At 64.7% G+C, this 19,312-nt stretch carries 14 protein-coding genes; 7 read left to right on the top strand and 7 right to left on the bottom strand.

All coding sequences use genetic code 11. The features are described 5' to 3' along the window. From IC66_RS0121660 to IC66_RS46355, 4 genes are all read right to left on the bottom strand, one after another. On the bottom strand, positions 1-640 hold a 640-nt coding region (locus IC66_RS0121660; RefSeq protein WP_038949017.1), incomplete at its 3' end, for a DUF5939 domain-containing protein. 137 nt (positions 641-777) lie between these two features. After that, on the bottom strand, positions 778-1,458 hold the full coding sequence (locus tag IC66_RS0121655; protein WP_028143358.1) for a redoxin domain-containing protein: 681 nt from the start codon (positions 1,456-1,458) through the stop codon (positions 778-780). 21 nt (positions 1,459-1,479) lie between these two features. Further along, positions 1,480-4,797, bottom strand: coding sequence for an adenylate/guanylate cyclase domain-containing protein (locus IC66_RS0121650; protein ID WP_038949016.1), 3,318 nt, complete (start codon positions 4,795-4,797; stop codon positions 1,480-1,482). Positions 4,798-4,980: 183 nt separating this feature from the next. Continuing rightward, positions 4,981-8,115, bottom strand: coding sequence for a CHAT domain-containing tetratricopeptide repeat protein (locus IC66_RS46355; RefSeq protein ID WP_162131338.1), 3,135 nt, complete (start codon positions 8,113-8,115; stop codon positions 4,981-4,983). 374 nt (positions 8,116-8,489) lie between these two features. Here IC66_RS46355 and IC66_RS0121640 point away from each other — a divergent pair, with 374 nt between their 5' ends. Further along, positions 8,490-9,752 carry an MFS transporter gene (locus IC66_RS0121640; RefSeq protein WP_038949014.1) on the top strand — a complete coding sequence of 421 codons (1,263 nt, stop codon included), beginning with the start codon at positions 8,490-8,492 and terminating at the stop codon, positions 9,750-9,752. A 6-nt stretch (positions 9,753-9,758) separates the two neighbouring features. Here the strand turns inward: IC66_RS0121640 and IC66_RS0121635 are convergent, their stop codons facing one another. After that, a complete protein-coding gene (locus tag IC66_RS0121635) occupies positions 9,759-10,433 on the bottom strand; it encodes a Crp/Fnr family transcriptional regulator (protein WP_038949013.1) in 675 nt (224 codons plus the stop codon). Positions 10,434-10,770: 337 nt separating this feature from the next. On the opposite strand from IC66_RS0121635, the gene IC66_RS0121630 reads away from it, so the two are divergent. Beyond that, on the top strand, positions 10,771-11,592 hold the full coding sequence (locus IC66_RS0121630) for an ABC transporter ATP-binding protein (protein ID WP_028143362.1): 822 nt from the start codon (positions 10,771-10,773) through the stop codon (positions 11,590-11,592). Continuing rightward, on the top strand, positions 11,589-13,520 hold the full coding sequence (locus tag IC66_RS0121625) for a long-chain fatty acid--CoA ligase (RefSeq protein WP_038949012.1): 1,932 nt from the start codon (positions 11,589-11,591) through the stop codon (positions 13,518-13,520). The genes IC66_RS0121630 and IC66_RS0121625 overlap by 4 nt, the downstream gene beginning before the upstream one ends. Positions 13,521-13,588: 68 nt before the next feature. On the opposite strand, the gene IC66_RS0121620 is transcribed toward IC66_RS0121625, so the two are convergent. Continuing rightward, positions 13,589-13,954 carry an endonuclease domain-containing protein gene (locus IC66_RS0121620; RefSeq protein WP_038949011.1) on the bottom strand — a complete coding sequence of 122 codons (366 nt, stop codon included), beginning with the start codon at positions 13,952-13,954 and terminating at the stop codon, positions 13,589-13,591. An 80-nt stretch (positions 13,955-14,034) separates the two neighbouring features. Between IC66_RS0121620 and IC66_RS0121615 the strand changes: the two genes are divergently transcribed. The 4 genes from IC66_RS0121615 to IC66_RS0121600 all read left to right on the top strand — a co-directional run bounded on the left by IC66_RS0121615 (position 14,035) and on the right by IC66_RS0121600 (position 18,325). Beyond that, entirely contained in the window at positions 14,035-14,928 is an 894-nt protein-coding gene (locus IC66_RS0121615) for a branched-chain amino acid ABC transporter permease (protein WP_018317428.1), read from the top strand. A gap of 3 nt (positions 14,929-14,931) precedes the next feature. Further along, positions 14,932-16,005 (top strand): branched-chain amino acid ABC transporter permease, encoded by a 1,074-nt coding sequence (locus tag IC66_RS0121610; protein WP_018317429.1) that lies wholly within the window; start codon positions 14,932-14,934, stop codon positions 16,003-16,005. A gap of 44 nt (positions 16,006-16,049) precedes the next feature. Then, on the top strand, positions 16,050-17,333 hold the full coding sequence (locus tag IC66_RS0121605) for an ABC transporter substrate-binding protein (protein ID WP_038949010.1): 1,284 nt from the start codon (positions 16,050-16,052) through the stop codon (positions 17,331-17,333). Positions 17,334-17,485: 152 nt separating this feature from the next. After that, on the top strand, positions 17,486-18,325 hold the full coding sequence (locus IC66_RS0121600) for an ABC transporter ATP-binding protein (RefSeq protein WP_038949009.1): 840 nt from the start codon (positions 17,486-17,488) through the stop codon (positions 18,323-18,325). A 4-nt stretch (positions 18,326-18,329) separates the two neighbouring features. Here the strand turns inward: IC66_RS0121600 and IC66_RS0121595 are convergent. Next, on the bottom strand, positions 18,330-19,312 hold a 983-nt coding region (locus tag IC66_RS0121595), incomplete at its 5' end, for an AGE family epimerase/isomerase (RefSeq protein ID WP_038949008.1).

Below are 19,312 nucleotides of genomic sequence, written 5' to 3'. Positions count from 1 at the left end.
GCTCGCCGGCCACCGCAACGGCGAACGCAGCCTGGGTTTGAATATTGACCCCCGCCAGAGCGCCGGGACCGAGTTCGCAACGAATGGTCGTGGCGGAGCCTGGCGGCAAGAACGAAAGGCCGCGAACGAACGCATGCAAATAGTCGAGAAATCGGATTTGTTGGCCAGGTATCCGCGCGTCATTCAGAAATCGAAGCTTCCAATGGAAATCCTCGACCGAGAGGGAGGCAGGATCGTGAAACGGAAGCCGCCGAAGCTGGGGCGACACCGTAAACGTGACCTCTATGAAGTCGTCGAGATCGGTTTCGCCAGTGACGTCGCACAAACCACAAACATAGTGGGTCTTGAGCGTGCGCAAGGCGCCGAAGCTATCGAGCACCATCCCGGATTGGGGACAAACAACATCCCAGCTCATCTCGAATAGCCCGCTTCTCGTCGCATAGAGAAACAGGTCAATGCTTTCCGGCTCTGCAATGGCGCGGTCGCGCGCGAATGCCAGCGGATTGACGCGGTAGAGCGATAGATCGTCACCGCTCCTGATGAGCGTTTCGAATTTGGAGATCACGCGGGGGCTCCAGGATCGGGCCCGCTCGATCTCGGTCATCTTGCTTTCGAGGAGCCTTTCCTGAATGTCGGTCATTGTGCGCTCGGATTAAGTGCGCTCGGATTAATCGTTCGTCACGCGCAGGCGTGGGCGCGAAAACGGCGGCACCACCTCGAGCGCACCGGCTCGTGCCTGCTGCGGTCGAGAGCACCACGCCAACCGCGCGACGATGTCTAGCCCGCCACCTGCGAAGCCGCCGACATCAACTCACCCGGGCTCGGCATCCCGAACATGCGCTGGCCGCCTTCCGGAACTTCTGTAAAGGCCCAGCGCACGACCCCTTCCCGATCGAGCAGGAACTGGCCGAATAGCTGGCCCTGGCCGGTTGCAGCCATGCGCTGATCGGCCTCCATCATCTCGTAGCCATCCTTGTTGTTGAGCTGCTCGGCGGCTGCCAAACGATTCATCGGCCCGGGCAATTCTCCGGGAATGTCAACTTGCATGCCCATGACCACATCCATGCCCACCTTGCGCGGCCACTCGGTTTCCTTCTCGGTGAACTCGAGATTGGGCAGGCCGAACGCGCGGTGCGAGACCCGCTCGGGATCGGACGCGGCAAGCAGATTGGGCAACGGGTGATAACGGAAGTAGAGCCGAGCGCGCTCGATCGGCGTATTGACGACCGTCAGACTTTCAACGCCCTTGTCGCGCAGGGCCGCGTCAAGCTGCGCCTGGGCCGCGATATGGCGGCGGCAGAACGGGCAGTGCAGGCCTCGAAACAGGCCGACCAATATCGGACTTTGCCCGCGAAAATCATCGAGCGCGATCTTCCCTTCGCGGGTGATGGCATCCAGCACGATGTTCGGTGCGCGATCACCCGGTTGCAGCGGTCCATCGACATGACGTTCTGGCATGGTTGAACTCCTTCACATGACCTAGTCAAGAAATGGCAGTACAATCAGTCCGGCGGGATCAAGCCCGTGCCTGGTGCAGACGTCATCGGCCAGCGCGAAATACCGCTCGGCCTCAGGCATGTCGCCGCGATCAAGGTTCAGCGTCGCGAGACCATCATAGCACGGAAAAAGCTGCTGCGGCTCGCCGGTTTCGCTCGCGACCTTGATCGCCTCATTGTAGCAGCGGGCGGCCTGATCGGGCCGGAAATGGCATTGATGGATTTGCCCGAGCACGATCAGGGGCACGGGGAGATGCTCGCGCTGATCGAGCGCACGGTCGATCTCGATTGCCTTTTCGGCAGCCGGCACCCCTTCCTCGGTGCATTTGTCCGTGAAGGTGCAACAGGCAACGGCGAAATTGGCGAGAAGACGCGCCTGGAACCCGAGATCGCCAATACGATGCGCGACATCCAGTCCGCGCCGACATACATCAATGGCTTGCGCCGGGTCGACAATCGTGTAGAGCACGCTGAGATTGGTGTAGCCGCGGCAGGCCACATTGAGAAGGCCGGCGGCCTCGGCCGCCGCGACACTTTGCTCCACTTCGCGCACCGCATCCTGGTGTCGTCCAAGCCGCGCCAGTGCAACCGCCTTGGTATTGAGAGCCTCGGCAATGGCGCGCGCCGCCTCGAGTCGGGCCTGCTCGTCCGCGTCCGCCGGGACGGATCGGGCGTAGCCAAGGGCCTCGTCCGCCCATGTCGCGGCGGCCACGTGATCGCCCATGCGAAACGCGAGACGGCCGCGCTCCTGCAAGAGGTGCGCCCGTTCGATCGGCGCATCGGTCCCTCCAAGCAGGTCAGCCGCCTCGGCGTAATGCCTCTCTGCGTTGATCCGCTTGCCGGCGTCCCACAACAACCTGCCAAGCTTGCGAAGGATTCGCGCTTCGCCAATGCGGTCCTTTGTGGCGCGATGCCCCTCCAGCGCGCTCTGGTAGTGCTCCTCGGCCGTGTTGCGGCGGCCCGCCGCGGCGCAGAGGTCCGCGATCCGCTCGTACAGAAGCAGGCGCTCCGGCACGCATTCGCCGCCGGTCAACAACATGGCGAGGGCCTGCTGATAGAGACGGATGGCATCGTCATTGGCATAGGTCGCGCGTGCGCGATCGCCGGCCGCGCGCAGATGGCGGGCGCCTTTCGACTTGTGCGCGCTCAGGCTGAAATGATGGCCCAGCAGGATGAGGTCCTCGAGCCGTTCGGGCTCGCTGCCATAGAGCCGCTCCAGCGCGGCACCAATCCGTCCATGGAGCTCGATCCGCCGCTGCAAGAGCAGGTTTTGATAGATCACGTCCTGCAGCATGGTCTGCGTGAAACGGTAGGATCGCAGCGAGATCGAGTTTGCGCCCGCAACCTCCTCGACAATCTCGGCGTCGCACAGAAGTTCGAGGCCCACTTCGACCTTTGCCGGCCCGGTTGCCGTCGCACCGAGCAGAGCCGCGTCGAAGCGCGGGCCGATCACCGCGGCCTCCTGGGCCAGCCGGCGCACCTCATGCGGCAGCCGGTCCAGCCGCGCCAGCAACAGCGCCTGAATGCTTGCCGGGATGTCGGCGGCGGCCTCATCCGACTTTATCCGCCACTGCGGGCCGTCACGCTCCAAGGCGCCGGCCTCGATGAGACCGCGGATGATTTCCTCGAGGAAAAGCGGATTGCCGCTCGCGCGCTCCAGGATTCGACTGAACAGATTTCCCGGCGGCTCGCGCCAACCGTGACTGAAATAAGCCGCCAGCAGGTTCTGTCCGTCGGCGTCACCGAGCGGAAGCAATCGAAGGGTCGTGTGGCTGATCCGGCCCGAACCGAACTGATCCAGCTCCAGCATTGGCCGATGCGTAAACAACAGCATCAACCGCGTGCGCTCCAGCCGGTCCATCAGGAACCGCAGCGCCTCGAGGGAGACGGCATCGGCCCAGTGCAGATCCTCGACGATGATCAGAAGCGGTGACAAGGCCAGGCGCCGTTCGAAGACGGTCCGGATCGCAAAGAATATCTGCCGCCGGAGCTGTTCGGGCTCGACGTGCTGCAATGCGGCGTCCGGGCCGCCGAGGCCAAGGACATGGACATAGAGCGGCATCAGCCGCTCTGCCTCTTCGGCCGGAAGGCCAAGCTCCGACAGGGCCTCAGCCAGCCTGGCCTCAGCCGCCGCGGCGCTGGCCTTCTGCGCGATGCCATAGGCGCTGCGCAGCACCGCGGCGAGCGTGCCGTAGGATTGTTCGCCGAGGGGCGAGCAGGCGGCCTGCCGGATCGCCACACCTGCGAAGCGCTCCTCATCGCGGATGCGGGCGACGAATTCGTTCACCAGGCGCGTTTTGCCGATGCCCGCTTCGCCGACCAGCCGCACCAGTTGCGCCGCACCGCCGCACGCGCGATCGAGACTGCCGATCATGCGGGCAAGCTCGACGTCGCGGCCGATCAGCGGCGCACTGAGGCCCAGCGTGTCGAGGCCTCGCGCCGCACGCGGCGTGTCGAGCGGTCCCTTGAGACGATGGACCAGGACACTGCCCATCTTGCCCTTGAGCGAGACCTCGCCGAGCGATTCATACGAGAACGCATGCCGGGTCAGGCGGTAGGTCAAGGGCCCGACCAGCACTTCGTCCGGCGGCGCCATCGACTGCAATCGCTGCGCGGTATTCACCGTGTCGCCGGTTACCGAATAGGACTTGGCAACGCCCACACCCAGTCCGCCCGCAACCACGTGCCCGGTATTGATGCCGATGTGGAGCAGCAGCGGTGCGCCGGCATAGACCTTCGCGCGCTCGCTGAGCTGCTCCGTCCGCTTGATCATGTCGAGTGCAGCACGGACCGCCCGCTCCGGATCGTCCTCGTGCGCTGCTGGCGCGCCGAACAGCGCCAGCAGCGCATCGCCAATGAATTTGTCCACGAAGCCGCCAAAGCCTTGCACCGCTTCCGTCAGCTCCTCGAACAATTCGTTCTGAAGGGCCTGCATGACCTCGGGGTCGAGGCGCTCGCTCATCGCGGTGAAGCCGCTGAGATCGGCAAACAGCACGGTAATGGTGCGGCGGTTGGCTTCGTTGTCCATCCTGTCTGGCTGCGGTCGAAAAGCCTGGTGAGGGTCGACCGCCGGCGCCAGCGGCGGTGACGACGCTCTGACCGGCGCTGTCGACCGGCCCGGCTGCGCCTGTCCCCCGGCTTTGGGGGGTTCACTGACGAGGGCGCCGCATTTCGGGCAATACGTGAAATCCGGAGCGCATGCATAGCCGCAGCCGGGGCACGCGTTCGGCTGCTTCGTGCCGCACTTCGGGCAGAAGGCAAAGCCGCTCTGAACCTCGGAACCGCAGCAAGAGCAGTTCATGGGTCAAGACCCCGCGGAAGCCGCGATGACGCGGTCTACTGGACCTGTCGGATGGGCCCAGCGACCTGACAAGCATGGGCTCGTCGTGCAGGAAGAGCAAGCGGTGGTTGATTAACGGCCGCGAGCGCCGCTTCACTCATCCCCGCAACCAGCCGGTTCAGGGCGCGGCGGCGCGCTGAACCGCTAGATGGCGCCGGCCCCCACCAGCACGAAGGGCGCCCAAGTTGCGGGCTGCGCGCTCTCGCCGCCCTTGGTGATCAGTGCCGAGATCGAGCGACGCAGCGCCTCTACTCGGCCGATATCGGGATGCGTCTTCATGGCGTCGATCGTGCCGGTGGTGATGGCGACCGCGGCGTCGGAGTTCACCGCCCAGTGCGACACCAGCAGCGCGCGCGTGCCAGCATAGAAGAAGGCCCGCGCAAGACCGGAGAAGGCCTCCGAATTGGCGCCCTGCCCGCCAGCAGTGTTGCAGGCCGACAGGATCACCCAATCGGCATCGAGCTTGAGGCCGGATATCTCCGACGACGAGAGATAGCCGTCATCGGTGGACGTCGGCGCCGCTGGCGGGCTGAGGATAAGTCCTGGCTCGATCGAGCCGCGCACCTGCCCCGCAAGCGCGCCATGCGTCGCAAAATGCAGGATGCGATACTTCGCGAGATCGCCGCTTTGGCCGAGCGTCTTCATCCTGGTCTCGGAGGCGTCGCCAGCGAGGACGACGTCGCCTTTGACGGGCGCGAAGGTGCTGGCCACCGCGCACAGTTCGAGCGCAGTTTCCGGCAGCGGCATCTGCCGCCTGAGCTGCACGATGTCCGCGGTGCCGCCCGACAGCGCGTCCACGGCGCGCAAGCTCCGTTGTGCGACCTGGGTCGCCTGCGTCGGGAGGACGGCGCAGGTCTGAATCTGGCGCGCCAGCTTGGCACGCGCCATCGCGACATCGCTGCGGCCATCGCCGTCGAGCACGGGATTGCCGATGCCGAGAAACGGTTTCGACGCCGCGCTCTTGCGTGCGACCTGCCGCAATGCCTTGAGGCTGGAGACTGAAGGCAGCACTGTGGTGGCAAATCGCTGGACCAGCCAGGGCGCCTTCGCGAGGTCCTGGCCGGCAGCCGGCTTCTCGGTCAGCAAGACCTGAAAGGGCAGCGTCGCCAGCGGCCCCGACGGCACCAGGATCAGCTCTTTGCCATCGATGTCGCGAGCGACAGGCCCGAGCAGCGCCTGGTAGAGCGCAAAGGCGCGCTCCTGGTTGAACGGCAATGGCTCGTCCGCCCCAAGCGGGGCCTTGCGGCCGAGCTTCTGCGGACATGTGGTCGCCTTGTCCAGCCATGCATCCGTATCCAGACCGCAGCGCAAGGCACCGACGGCCTCAGCGAGTTGCTTTTCGCCGAGATCCGCCGAATGCCAGCGCACGTCCGAGCGCGTCACGGTCCAGACGAAGGTGGCGCGTGACGTCGTCGTGAACAGCAACATCGCCTCGTTGGGACGAAGCTGCTTCTGGGCATCCTCGATCGCAATCGGCGCCTTCGTTACGAGCGCTGCATAGTCCGGAAACTGCGCAGCGATTGAGCGATCCAGTTCCCGGATTTGACCTGAGATGGCCGAGGCTCGGGCACGAAGCGCCTGCTCCGCCGCCGGGTTGCGCGCAGCATCCGCCTGCGAGATCGCCGCCACGAGCATCTTGTCGGTCGCGACAGCTTGCGCGCCGAGATCCTGCCGCTCGCGGACGCGCGCGGCGAGATCCCCGCTGCCATCGGCGATGCGGGCCGACATGCCGGCAATCGCCCGCGCAGCCTGCTCGTCACCGATCCATTGCGCCGCTTCGAACGCCTGCGATCGCAAGGCGCCGGCCTGCCCCGCATTGGCGCTCGCGAGGTTATAGGCGGCTACGATCAGTCCGGGATAGGGATTGGTCTCTTCATGGACCTTCACATCGCCGCGGCTCTCCTGCTCGGCGGCGCGGCGGCCGTTCTGGATCGCGACCGCGCGCGCGAACGCGTCGCGGGCCTGCTGCCAATCCTTCAAATCGATATGATGGGCGCCGAGATTGGCGAAGCTGTTGGCAACATCCGGATGCTGCTCGCCGAGAGCGCGCAGGCGGATATCCAGCGCGCGCTTCAGCAGCGGCTCGGCCTCCTGCGGCCGGCCGGTGCTGTCCAGAATGACGGCCAGATTGTTGAGACTGTTGGCGATCAGCGGGTGAGACCCCCCGAGCGCGGCCTCGCGTATCGCAAGCGACCGGCGCGCGAACGGTTCGGCCTCGGCGTAACGATCGGCCTCGCTCATCAGCGTCACCAGATTGTCAAGCGCGATCGCGACATCCAGATGTGCCGGCCCGAGCGCCTTCTCACGGATCGCCAGCGACTTGCGGAACAGCTGCTCCGCCTCCTGCTTGCGATCGAGATGGGCCCAGGCCTCCGCAAGGTTGTTCAATGCCGTCGCCACGTTCGGATGCGCTATCCCGACGGCCTTCTCCTGAATGGCGAGTGCGCGGGTCAGCAGCCCCTCGGCCTCGGCGTCCCGGCCCTCGCGCGAGAACACCAGGGCCAGATTGTTGAGGCTCGCGGCGACATCGGGATGATCAGGTCCGAGCGCCTTCTCCCTGATAGCCAAAGTCCGTCGGGCCAATTGCTCGGCCTCCGGAAGCCGTCCCTGCGCACGGCGGAGCTCGCCGAGATTGTTGAGGGTCGCTGTCAGATAGATGCTGTCCGGGCCATGCTGCTTCTCCTGAAGCACAAGCGCTTCGGCAAAACTCGCCTCGGCCTGCTGTAACCGGCCTTGCGCCCGATTGACCTCCGCGATGTTGTTCAAGGTCACCGGGATCATGATGTCAGCCTGTCCCGGAGACTTCCTGAACACTACGAGCGCACGGTTGAACAGATCGAGCGCCTCCGTCTCCTTCATCTGGCGGTGACGGAGATTGCCGAGCTGCATCCGCGCCAGCGCCGTGGTGAGATGGTCAGGGCCCAGCACGCTCTCGTCGATGGCGATCGCGCGCGACATGTCGCGTTCGGCATCGCCGAGCCTGTTCTGGCCGAGCTCGATCTGGCCCAGCGTGGCGAGCACGGCGGCGACATCGGGATGATTGGGACCGAGGCTCTTCTCGCGAATGACGAGGGCCCGCCTCAGCACGCTTTCGGCCTCGGTGGTCTCGCCTTTCGTCTGGAGCGCCTGCCCCAGCACGACCAGCGTGGTCGCGGTCAGGGGCGATTGTCGCCCCGTGCTTTTCTCGGCCTCAACGACGAGCTTCCTGGCAAAGCCGACCGCCTCGCCGTAGCGGCCCTCCTTCGCCAGCGCCGTAATGCGCTGCATCAGCGCCAACATGTCTTGCGACCCCGCCTGCCCCGGCGAGACCATGACGCTTACGAGAAGTACAAAACAAAAAGACTGCGCGGCAAACCTCGGCCACCGTACCCACATGCTGCGATCGCTCCGATTCCCCGCGCCCGCGACCTGTTGGGCCACAGCAAGATGAAGACACTATGACCGCCTCCTGCGTCCATGGACGAACCGATCGCAGAAACCAGGGGAAGACATTCGCACGGACCGGTCACGCGCCTGCAGCGGACGTGCTGATGCAGCCATGCATGGCAGCATGCGGCCGGTCCGATTGACACGCGCGTCGCCAACGCTACGTTGCTGATCGGAAAGAAGAAACAACAAGGCAAGGGATTCGCCGTGACACGCGTCATCGCGTCTTGAGCGCAGCCGCGCGGCCGTCGGCGCTCGCGCCATTCCGCATCCGCAACTATCGCTTCCAGTGGCCGTCCGACCTGCTCACATCCTGGGCGTTCGAGATCGAGACGCTGGTGCTGGGCTGGTACATCCTGGTCGAGACCGGCTCGGTGCTGCTGCTCACCGTGCTTGCCTCGCTCCAATTCGTCGGGACCTTGGTCGCGCCGGTGTTCGGCATGATCGGCGACCGCATGGGTCATCGCGATCTTCTGGTCGCGATGCGTCTTGCCTATACTGTGCTCTCGTCAACCATCATGGTTCTGGCGCTGACCGGTCATCTGTCGCCGCTGAGCGTCATGATCATCGTCGCGGTCATGGGCCTGATTCGCCCCTCGGATCTCGGCGTCCGCGGCGCGCTGCTCGCCGAGATCATGCCGGCCGAGCAGCTGGTGGGCGCCATCAGCGTTGCGCGCACGACCCAGGACAGCGCGCGCATCGCCGGAGCGTTGACGGGCGCCGGGCTGTTCGCCGTCCTCGGCATTGGCCTCGTTTACGTGGCGATTGCCTGTCTCTACTTCGTGGCCGCGCTTCTCATGCTGTGCCTGACCCGGCCCAAGAGGACCGTCATCACGAGCGATCTTCCGGCGAATAGCCATGCCGTCTCGCGGCTGCTCGGCGATCTGAAGGAAGGGATCGTTTACGCCTGGAGTGGCCCGGGAATGCGTGCGGCGCTGTGCGTCGCCTTCCTGGCCAATCTCACCGCATTTCCCTTCACTGGCGGATTGCTGCCCTACATCGCCCGGGAGATCTTTCATACCGACCAGACCGGCCTCGGTTACCTCTCGGCGAGCTTTGCGATCGGCTCGCTGATCGGCTCCATCACGCTCAGCCTGGTCGGCGGACTGCGCATTGCCCGGCTTCTGATCGGCGCGACGCTGGCCTGGTACGCCATGCTGCTGGTATTCGTCGAGGTCAGGACCATGCCGGTGGCGATGGCCTGCCTCATGCTCGCCGGCATCGCCCAGAGCATGTCGATGATCTCGGCGGCCGTGATCCTGATGCGCACCGCGAGCGCACACCTTCGCGGCCGGGTGATGGGCGTGCGCATGATGGTGATCTATGGCCTGCCGATCGGATTGCTCGCCGCCGGCAGCCTGATCGACATCATTGGTTATTCCGCGACGGGCTCGCTCTATGCCGCCGCCGGCTTCATCGCGATGCTGGCGATCGCCATCCGCTGGCGCGCCGACCTCTGGCCGGTCCATGCACCCGCCAATGCGCGATGACCGCGCCTAATCCCCATACCCGCGCAGCCGCTCGATATCGAGGATGGTGACGCCCCCATATTCGAGCCGCAGCAGTCCCTCCTTCTCCAGCCGGTTCAGCGCGCGGTTGGCGTTCTGGCGGGACATGCCGGAGAGCGCACCGATCTCCTCCTGGGTGATCTCCAGATGAGCGGTCGATTCCGGATAGAGGATCGGATTGAACAGTGAGGCGATGCTGCGGGCGAGGCGCGCGGTGGCATCCAGCGTGCGGTTGACCTCGAGCATGCCGATGAACTGGCCGAGCCGTTCGTTGAGCTGGCGCACCAGAAAGCGGTTGAAGCCGACGCTGTTCTCGAACAGCCACATGAAGGCGCTGCGTTCCATCAGCGCGACGCGGCTGTCGCGCAGCGCGACCACGTCATAGCGGCGCGGCTCGTTCTTGAGCACACTGCCCTCGCCGAACCAGGCCCCCGCCGTCAGCCCGGCGAGGCTGGTCTCCTTGCCGTCCCTGGAGACCCCCCCCATGCGGGCAAGGCCGCCCACCATGCCGGCCCAATAGGCAAAAATATCACCGCGCATGAACACGGTCTCGCCGGTGCCGTAGGACCGCTCCGTGATTCCGGCGCGCGCGACCTCGATCTCCGCTTGCGTGAGCTCGCGCGACCAGGCGGCGACGCGCTTCAGTTGATCTTCTGAAATCATGATCTCGCGGCCAGCCGCACCGTTTCGTCACTCCATCTTCTGCTGCATTGCAGCATGATGATTCCAACCGCCATCCGACGAAAGATGAAGGCCGCCGCCGCCCGGCAAACTTTGTCGCAGAATTGTCAGCCGCGAGACATTTCAAAATAGCGCTTTCCCCTATTGAGGACCACCTCGGACGATGCGGCTTTTGATCCCTGACGGGAACGAGAGTGGCGCGGCTCCGGTCGAGACCATCTGCTGCATGGCCTCACCGGCACCACCGTACTAGGATCGCTGGGCAGGAACGGACGAAGAGCGCCACTAAAAAGCGCCATCACCGGGAGGGTTTCGTTTGGTGGCTACCAGTCTTGAAGTGCGCGACGTGTCCTTGCGATTCGGCGGCGTCCGGGCGCTGACCGACGTCGGCTTCTCCATTAGGGAGGGCGAGCTGTTCTCGATCATCGGCCCCAACGGCGCCGGCAAGACCTCGATCGTGAACTGTATTTCCGGCCGCTACAAGCCGACCGAAGGCCAGCTGTTCTACCAGGGCCGCGACATCACGGCCCTGACGCCGAACGCCCGCGCCTCGCTCGGCATCGGCCGCACCTTCCAGAACCTGGCGCTGTTCCACCACATGAGCGTGCTCGACAACATCATGGTCGGGCGCCATCACCTCCTGAAGAACAATTTCCTCACAGGCTCGCTGTACTGGCTCACCGGCGCGCGCAAGGAGGAGCTCGAGCACCGCCGCAAGGTCGAGGAGATCATAGACTTCCTCGACCTGCAGTCGGTGCGGAAGGCGCAAGCCGGCACCCTCTCCTACGGCCTGCGCAAGCGCGTGGAGCTCGCCCGTGCCATGGCGCTGGAGCCGCGTCTCATTCTCCTCGACGAGCCGATGGCCGGCATGAACTTCGAGGAGAAGGAGGACATGGCCCGCTACATCGTCGATCTCAACGAGGAATTCGGGATGACGGTGGTGATGATCGAGCACGACATGGGCGTGGTGATGGACATCTCCCACCGCGTCATGGTGCTGGATTTCGGCAAGAAGATCGCCGAAGGCGATCCGGCGACGGTGCTCGCCGATCCCCACGTCAGGCGGGCCTATCTTGGTGAAGAAGACGAGGTGCTGGTCGATCCGGATGACGCTGCACCCGCGCAGGAGAGCGCGGCATGATGGATTACGCAGGCCGCGTCGCACAGGCCGACACCTATCCGAAGATGCTCCGGCTCAATGCGAAAGAGCATGGCAACGAGATCGCATTGCGCGAGAAGGATCTCGGGCTCTGGCGGCTGTTCACCTGGAGCGACTACCAGACCCGCGTGCGCGACTTTGCGCTCGGTCTTCTCGAAATGGGCCTTGGCCGCGGCGACGTCATCGGCATCATCGGCGACAACCGGCCGGACTGGGTGGCGGCGGAAGTGGCGACGCACGCCATCGGCGGCCTCAGCCTCGGACTTTATCGCGACGTGCTGGACGAGGAGGCTTCCTATCTCCTCAACTATGGCGAGGCGCAGCTCGTCTTCGCCGAGGACGAGGAGCAGGTCGACAAGCTGCTCACCCTCGCCGACCGCGCGCCGAAGCTGAAGCACATCATCTATTCCGATCCGCGCGGGATGCGGAAATACGACGATCCCAGGCTGATGTCGGCGGAGAGGTTTGCCGAACTCGGCCGGGCCCGTGCCGCGCGGGAGCCGGAGCTCTACGACAGGCTGGTCGATGCAACCAAGGGCGAGGACGTCGCGATCCTCTGCACGACGTCTGGCACCACGTCCCATCCCAAGCTCGCCATGCTCGCCGCCGGACGCGTGCTTGGCCATTGTGCGACTTATCTCGCCTTCGACCCCAAGGGCCCGGACGACGAATACGTCTCGGTGCTGCCGCTGCCGTGGATCATGGAGCAGGTCTACGTGCTCGGCAAAGGCCTGCTCTGCCGGATGAAGATCAACTTCGTCGAAGAGCCCGACACGATGATGAACGATCTGCGCGAGATCGCGCCGACATTCGTGCTCTTTGCCCCAAGGGTTTGGGAATCCATCGCCGCCGACGTCCGCGCCAAGGTGATGGACGCGACGCCTCTCAAGCAGCGCCTGTTCGACGTCGGCATGAAGAGCGGCCTCGCCGCGCTCGAACACGGCAAGCGCTCGGGCCTTGCCGACGCCATCCTGTTCCGCGCGCTGCGCGATCGCCTCGGTTTCACCCGGCTGCGCTCGGCCGCGACCGGCGGCGCGGCGCTCGGGCCCGAGACCTTCAAGTTCTTCCAGGCCATGGGCGTGCCGCTGCGCACCCTGTACGGCCAGACCGAGCTGCTGGGGGCCTATACGCTACATCCCGAGGGCAAGGTCGATCCCGACACCACGGGCGTGCCTATGTCTGACCAGGTCGAGATCCGCATCGACAATGCCGACGTCCATGGCGTCGGCGAGATCGTGGTGCGACATCCCAACATGTTCCTCGGCTACTACAAGAATCCCGAGGCCAGCGTCGCCGACATCAAGGACGGCTGGATGTTGTCGGGCGACGCCGGCTATTTCAACGCGAACCAGCAGCTCGTCGTCATCGACCGCATCAAGGATCTCGCCGAGACCTCGCGCGGCGAGCGCTTTTCGCCGCAATTCATCGAGAACAAGCTGAAGTTCTCGCCCTATATCGCCGAAGCCGTGGTGCTCGGCGCCGGCCGCGATGCGCTCGCGGCGATGATCTGCATCCGCTACTCCATCATCTCGAAATGGGCGGAGAAGAACCGGCTCTCGTTCACGACCTACAGCGACCTCGCCTCGCGCCCCGAGGTCTATGCGCTGCTCCGCAAGGAAGTCGAGACCGTCAACGCCACGCTGCCGCCGGCGCAGCGCATCTCGCGCTTCCTGCTGCTCTACAAGGAGCTCGACGCCGACGACGGCGAGCTCACCCGCACCCGCAAAGTGCGCCGCAGCGTCATCAACGAGAAATACGAAGGCATCATCGATGCCATCTACCGCGGCGATGCCGACATCCCCGTCGACACCGTGATCCGCTTCCAGGACGGCACCACGCAGCGCGTGCGCACGACGCTGCGCGTGGTGGATCTCGGTGGACACGGGCACATGGCGGAGGCGGCGGAGTGACACGGTCTACCGTCGCGAGCGGTGCTGCCCTTCACCTCTCCCCGCTTGCGGGGAGAGGCCGGAGCGCGTCAGCGATCCGGGTGAGGGGGAGCCTCCGCGAGGGCAGTGACAATTGTTTCGAGAACGCCGACCAAATTGCTCGAAACGTCGTTGTTCCAGAACCGCAGAATTCGATAGTTTCGGTCGATCCGCCATTTGTCCCGCACCGCGTCGTGCGCACTGTCGGCGTGTTGGCCACCGTCAACTTCAATAATCAGCCGGGCCTCGCGGCAAATGAAGTCGACAGTGTATGGGCCAATCGGCTCCTGCCGAACGAATTTGTAACCGTTGAGCCGGCGTGCACGGAAGCGATACCAGAGCGTCCCCTCCGCATCAGTCAATGCGGCACGCAAATGCCTGGCGCGCTCCGTCTTGCCCTCATCAGCACCTCGCATGCGGAAGCTCCCCCTCACCCGCCGCGCTTTGCGCGTCGGCCTCTCCCCGCGCGCGGGGAGAGGCGAAAGGTCCACCATACATGAACACCGCCTTCCTCATCCAGCTCCTGGTCAATGGCCTCGTGGTCGGCACGCTCTATGGCGTGGTCGCGATGTCGTTCGTGCTGATCTACAAGGCGACGCAGGTCGTCAACTTCGCGCAAGGTGAATTGCTGCTGGTCGGCGCCTGGGTGTGCTGGGCTCTGCTCGCCAAGTATCAGGTGCCGTTCTGGATCGGCATGCCGATGACGCTCGTGTTCATGTTCGTGTTCGGCATCGCGGTCCAGGTCCTGATCCTGCGGCCGATGATCGGCGAGCCCATCATTTCCGTGATCATGGTGACGATCGGCCTCTCCACCGTGCTCCAGGCAACGCTGAAATGGATGTTCGGCGTCAATCCGCAGCCGTTCCCGCGCGTGTTCGAGAGCCAATCGGTCAGCTTGCTGGGCTTACAGATCCAGACCGTCTATGTCATGAGCCTGGTGGTCTCCGTCGCCATGATGATCGGCATGGCCTGGTTCTTCCGTGCCTCCAAATACGGCCTTGCGATGCGCGCCACCGCGTTCAACCAGCAGGTCGCGCAATCGCTCGGCATTTCCGTGAAAAGCGTGTTCGCGATGGCCTGGGCAATCTCGGCGACGGTGTCGGCGGTCGCGGGCGTCGTCGTTGCGGTCGTGAACGGCGTGTCCTCGGGCCTTGCCGCCTACGGCATCAAGGTGTTTCCGGCGGCGATCCTCGGCGGGCTAGATTCCGTCGGCGGCGCCGTGCTCGGCGGCATCATCATCGGCCTGCTCGAGAACGTCGCACAATATGTCGACAGCGAGTACCTGCACTGGGGCAATCTCTACGAGATCGCGCCGTTCTACGTCCTCATCATCGTGCTGATGATCAAGCCCTACGGGCTGTTCGGCACCCACGACATCGAGCGGATCTGACCCATGGCCGGCCCTGCCCTCATTCCTGCTGGTGATTTCCGCACCTCTTATGCGGCCGACACCACGATCTTCCCGACCACGACCAGCCGCAACTTCGCCATCGCAGGCGTGCTGTTGCTATGCCTCGCGCCGCAATTCTTCAGCGGATACTGGCTCAGCATCCTGATCCAGATCGGCATCTTCTCGATCGCGGCGCTCGGGCTGAACATCCTGGTCGGCTTCACCGGCCAGATCTCGATCGGGCATGCTGCCTTCTTCCTGCTCGGCGCTTTCACCTCGGCTTACATCTCCAACAACGCGCCGATCCCGGTGTTCTTCGCGATCCCGCTCGCCGGCGTCGTCACCGCGCTGGTCGGCCTGATCTTCGGCATCCCTGCGGCGCGGCTGAAGGGGCTCTATCTCGTCATCGCGACGCTGGCCGCGCAGTATATCCTGCTCGACTTCTTCTCCCGCGCCGAATGGTTCACCGGCGGCTCGGTGCCGGCGAGCGCCAACCCGTTCTCGATCTTCGGCTACACACTGCGCGGCGACAAACAGTATTTCTACGTCGTGCTGGCCTATGTGCTGCTCAGCTACATCCTCGTCACCAACCTGATGCGCACCCGCGACGGCCGTGCGCTGGTGGCGATCCGCGACCATTATCTCTCTGCCGAGATCATGGGCATCAACCTCACCAAATACCGTACGCTATCGTTCGGGCTCGCCGCCTTCTTCGCAGGCATCGCCGGCGCGCTCTACGCGCACTACCAGCTCGTGGTGTCGCAGGAAGGCTTCGGCATCGAGCGCTCGATCCTGTTCCTGGCCATGATCATCATCGGCGGTACCGGCTCGATCATGGGCACGCTGATGGGCACCGCCTTCGTGGTGCTGCTGCCCGAAGGGATGGAGTTCATCAGCCATTATTTGAAGGGCGGCGCGATCGACAAGGCGCTGTCACTCAACACCAACATCACCTTCCTGCGCGAAATCGCGATCGGGGTGATCATCATCGCCTTCCTGATGTTCGAACCCGACGGGCTCGCGCATCGCTGGCGGCAGATCAAGGCGTATTGGAAACTCTACCCGTTCTCGCATTGAGCGCGGGCAACTTCACTTAAACAATAAACAGGAGGAACCGACCCATGACGATGAAATCCCTTTTGAGCACCGCATCGCTCGCCGTCGCGATCGCCGCATTCTCGGCCGGCGCACAGGCGCAGATCGCGATCGGGCACCTCGCCGACTATTCCGGCGGCACCTCCGACGTCGGCACGCCCTATGGCCAGGCCGTCGCCGACACCTTCGCCTGGGTCAACAAGAACGGCGGCGTCGGCGGCAAGCAGCTCAACGTCGACACCAACGACTATGGCTACCAGGTGCCGCGCGCGATCGCGCTCTACAAGAAGTGGTCGGCGCCGGACAGCAAGGTCGCCGCGATCATGGGTTGGGGCACCGCCGACACCGAGGCGCTGACCGGCTTCCTCGCTCAGGACAAGATCCCCGACATGTCCGGCTCCTATGCTGCCGCCCTCACCGATCCCGAAGGCGTCAGCGGCAAGGCCAAGCCCGCTCCTTACAATTTCTTCTACGGCCCGAGCTATTCGGACTCGCTGCGCGCGATGCTGATGTGGGCGGCCGAGGACTGGAAGGCCAAAGGCAAGTCCGGCAAGCCGAAATTCGTGCACATGGGCGCCAACCATCCCTATCCGAACGCGCCGAAGGCCGCCGGTGAAGCGATGGCACAGGAGCTCGGCTTCGAGGTGCTGCCGCCGCTGGTGTTCGCGCTCGCGCCGGGCGACTACAGCGCCCAGTGCCTGAGCCTGAAATCCTCGGGCGCCAACTACGCCTATCTCGGCAACACCGCGGCGTCCAACATCTCGGTGATGAAGGCGTGCAAGACCGCCGGCGTCGAGATCCAGTTCATGGGGAATGTCTGGGGCATGGACGAGAACGCCGCCAAGACGGCCGGAGATGCCGCTAACGGCGTCATCTTCCCCTTGCGCACCGCGGTGAGCTGGGGCGGCGACGCGCCCGGCATGAAGACGCTGATGGAGATCTCGAAGATGTCCGACGCCAGCGGCAAGGTCTACCGTCCCGTGCACTACGTCGCGGCGGTCTGCTCTGCGCTGTACATGAAGGAGGCGATCGACTGGGCTGCCAAGAACGGCGGCGCTACCGGAGACAACGTCGCCAAGGGCTTCTACCAGAAGAAGGATTGGGTGCCGGCCGGCATGGAAGGCGTCTGCAATCCCTCGACCTGGACCGACAAGGACCATCGCGGCACGCTGAAGGTCGATCTCTATCGCACCAGGGTTTCTGGCGCGACCGACGGCGACCTCAACGACCTCATGGCCAAGGGCGCGATCAAGCTCGAGAAGGTCAAGACCGTCGAGCTGCCGCGCAAGCCGGAATTGCTGGGCTGGTGAGCGCCTGATCTGACCGTCGTTCCGGGGCGCCTCGAAGAGGCGAACTATGGTGCGCAATTGCGCACCTGAGAACCTCGAGATTCCGGGTTCGGTCCTGCGGACCGCCCCGGAATGACGGAAGAAGCTCTGACGACAGCGGAGAATGAAGACGCATGACCGACACCCTCGAAGCATCCCGCAGCAAGCCGACCGCCGTGCCGACCGCCGCCCTGCTCGCAGTGCGCAACATCGAAGTGGTCTATGACGACGTCATCCTGGTGCTGCGCGGCCTCAGCCTCGACGTACCCAAGGGCGCGATCGTGGCGCTGCTGGGCGCCAACGGCGCCGGTAAATCGACGACGCTGAAGGCGATCTCGGGGCTGCTCAAGACCGAGGACGGCGAGGTCACACGCGGCGAAATCGTGTTCGATAATGAGCGGATCAACGGCATCGACCCCGACAAGATCGTCCGCCGCGGCATCTTCCAGGTGATGGAGGGTCGGCGCATCGTCGCCGACATGACCTCGCTGGAGAACCTCAAGCTCGGCGCCTTCACCCGCAGGGACCGCGAGGTCGATGCCGATCTCGACATGGTCTTCAACTATTTCCCGCGCCTGAAGGAACGCACCGGCCTTGCCGGCTATCTCTCCGGCGGCGAGCAGCAGATGCTCGCGATCGGCCGCGCGCTGATGGCGCGCCCGAAGATGATCCTGATGGACGAGCCGTCGATGGGCCTGTCGCCGCTGCTGGTGAAAGAGGTGTTCTCCATCATCCAGAAGATCAACCGCGACCTCGGCGTCACCATCCTCCTCGTCGAGCAGAACGCCCGCGCCGCGCTGTCGGTGGCGAGCCACGGCTACATCATGGAGCAGGGCAAGGTCGTGCTCGACGGCACCGCCGACGAATTGCGCGACAACGAGGACGTCAAGGAATTCTACCTCGGCGGGGCCGGCGACCAGCGCAAGAGCTTCAAGAACCTCAAGAGCTTCAAGCGGCGCAAGCGCTGGCTCTGAACTTTTAGGGTTCGAGCACCTGCTCCGCTTCCGTGACCGCGCAGAGAACATGATAGAACGACGACGCAGGAATGGTGTCGATCAGCGATTTGCCGTCGCGATCGAACTGGTCGTACCAGCCGCCCCTCACGGGATGGCTGAGATAATGCCGTTCGAGCCGCACCAGCGCCGCGCGCGCCTCGTCCGCCGCGCCCGCCTCGCCGGATTCGGCCTGCGCGATCCACGCCTTCGCGATCTCGGTCTGCGGCCACAGCCGGCGCGTGCTGCGGCGGATAGTGCCGATGTCATCGCCCTCGTCGACCAGGCAGCCCGTGGCCTCGTCGCGATAGCGCATCGAGGTCGCAAGCAACTCGGCACGCCGCTGACCGGTCGGGCATCCCGTGATGCGCTCGAACCCCTTCAGCAGCCAGACCCATTCCGCCTGGTGGCCGGGCTCGACGCTGACCGGCTCGATCTTCGACCAGTCTTCCTCGAAATACTCGGTCAGGATGCGCTTCTGCTTGTCGTAGAGATTGGCCAGGAACAGCGCGAAGAACTCGCCCGCACGGTTCTGGAACGACAGGTCGTGGGTCGCGTCGAAACACGCGATCATCGCCTCGAACAGATGCATGTGCGGGTTCTGCCGGCGCGGCAGCGACACCGGAAGGCCTTCGTGCACGCCTCCATGCGGCGAGCGGAGATGGCTGTCGAGGAAAGCGAGCAGCGCGTCGATCTCGGCACGAACCTGCGCGTCCTGGTCGAGCGTGTAGACGGTCGCGAGCGCAAACAGGATGAAAGCGTGGTCGTAGGCATCGCGCCGGCCGTCCAGCACCGTCCCTTCCGGCGTCAGCCGGTGCACATAGCCCGGCCGGCCGTCGGGCGCTTTGGCTTTGCTGAGCAGATGCTCCAGCCCCTTCAGCGCGATGGCGCGGCCCTCAGGGTACCAGCCCATTTGCGCGGCCTTCGCGTAGCAATAGATCTGCCGGGCCTGCACGAACACGCGCCGTG

Origin of the sequence: Bradyrhizobium genomosp. III (assembly GCF_000261705.1) — a bacterium.
GTDB classification, from domain to species: domain Bacteria; phylum Pseudomonadota; class Alphaproteobacteria; order Rhizobiales; family Xanthobacteraceae; genus Bradyrhizobium; species Bradyrhizobium ottawaense.
This window is presented reverse-complemented; position numbering and strand designations above follow the sequence as displayed.